The sequence below is a fragment of the uncultured Cardiobacterium sp. genome (genome assembly GCF_938028185.1).
GTDB lineage: Bacteria > Pseudomonadota > Gammaproteobacteria > Cardiobacteriales > Cardiobacteriaceae > Cardiobacterium.
Genome location: NZ_CALJAH010000155.1, coordinates 1 through 1828 on the forward strand (window position 1 = coordinate 1; position 1828 = coordinate 1828).

General features: G+C 62.7%; 1 protein-coding gene. It reads left to right on the forward strand.

Annotated features, from left to right (window positions below):
- Positions 1-112: 112 nt before the first annotated feature.
- Positions 113-1780 (forward strand): RAMP superfamily CRISPR-associated protein, encoded by a 1668-nt coding sequence (locus tag Q0349_RS04715; RefSeq protein WP_298079725.1) that lies wholly within the window; start codon positions 113-115, stop codon positions 1778-1780.
- The last annotated feature ends 48 nt before the right edge of the window (positions 1781-1828 follow it).

The window sequence follows — 1828 nt, forward strand, 5'->3', positions numbered from 1 at the left end:
TACCTGCTCCCGTTCACACAAGAAAACAGGTTTTCCCAGACTCTAAACAGGCTCTAAAACTTTCGGTGAATGGCTATAGCCCACCGGCCCCCCATCACAAAAGGAATACCCCATGACAGACTTCCTCCACCGCCACACCCTGCACCTCACCCCGCTTTCGCCCCTCCACCTCGGCACCGGCGAAGACTACGAGCCCACCAACTACATCATCGCCGACAACGCCCTCTACGCCTTCGACCCGGCGCAAGCCGAACTCGACCCCGCGCAGCGCAACAAACTGCTCGGTGTCGCCAAAAGCGGCGACATCCAGCGCATCCAACAATACTTCGCCGACAACCCCGACCCCTTCCGCGCCGCCGCGCACAGCATCAGCAGCGTCAGCCCGGCACTGGCCAGCGAATACCACAAAAGCCTCGGCAAAGTCGCCCAACGCGAACAACGCGGCAACCTCGTCTTCAACCGCCTCAACATCGAACGCACCGCCACCAACCCGCACAACCACACACCGCTCATCCCCGGCAGCGCCCTCAAAGGCTGCCTGCGCACCGCGCTGATGGAAATGCGCAGCGAAAAACAGCCGCCCGCCACCTTTCACCTGAACACCCCGCTCAAAGAAAAACGCGAACAACTGCGCTACGAAGAAGACCTGCTCGGCAGCTTCGCCACCGACCTGCTCCGCCTCGTCAAACCCGCCGACCTCAACGCCAGCGGCGACATCGCCACCCACATCTGCTACGCCACCAACCACAAAAAAAAGAACATCATCGGCAAAGACGGCCGCCCCGTAGCCGGCAAAGGCGTCACCGGCCGCCGCGAAACCATCCAGCACGGCCAGTACCGCGCCTTCAGCGGCGCGCTCACCCTGCACAACCTGCTGCTTGACCACCAGCCGCGCCTCAAAAACCCGGAAAAAAACCTGCCCGGCGAACCCCGCCCCGACCTCGCCCGCCTCATCCGCGCCGCCAACCACTACCACCTGACCCGCTACAAAAAAGAAAACGAGCTGCTCCTCGAACGCGGCCTCGTTGCGCCTGCATGGCAGCGCAGCACCGAACAACTGCTGCGCCAGCTCGTCCCCCAATTTGACGCCGGCACCATCCTCCTCGTCCGCCTCGGCAAAAACGGCGGCGCGGAAGCCAAAACCCTCGAAAAATACGCCCAAATCAAAATAATGGGCGCGAAAGGCGCCAAACCCACCTACGAAAAACACACCAAAACCGTCTGGCTCGCCGCCGAAAACACCAGCGACCAACACAACCTCCTCCCCTTTGGCTGGGCGCTGATCGAAATCGACCCAACAGACGACAACGCCGCCCTGCGCGACTGGTGCCAACAAAACAGCGCCCACCTCAAAGACACCGCCGCCCTGCGCGACAAACTGCACGCCGCGCAAACCGCCAAAGCCGAACAGGCGGCAAAAAACGCCGCCAAAGCCGCAGCCCAGGCCGCCGCCGTCGCCGCCGAACAGGCAGCGGAGCAGGCCGAAGCCGCACGCCTTGCCGCCCTGCCCGCACACGAACGCCTCGCGCATGACATCCTCACCCGCCTCAGCGAACACAGCAAAACCTACAGCGACCGCAACCAGGACAAAAACCTCGCGCTGCACCACGACATCCTCGCCATCCTCGAACAGGCACACGGCGAACTGGACAGCACCCGCCAAAAACAACTCGCCGAACTGCTGCCGTACAAAAAACTGGACAGCGCCTGCAAAGGCTTCTACAGCGGCAAAAAAGAAAAAGACATCAAGGCCGCCCTGCAAAAACTGCGCGGCGGATAAACCCGGCGCCGCCCGCGCCCCGCCGCTCTGCCCCCTCCCCCGGTGGGG

Coding starts and splice junctions, on each gene's coding strand:
- Q0349_RS04715 (WP_298079725.1), top strand. CDS start 113: ATGACAGACTTCCTCCACCGCCACACCCTGCACCTCACCCCGCTTTCG.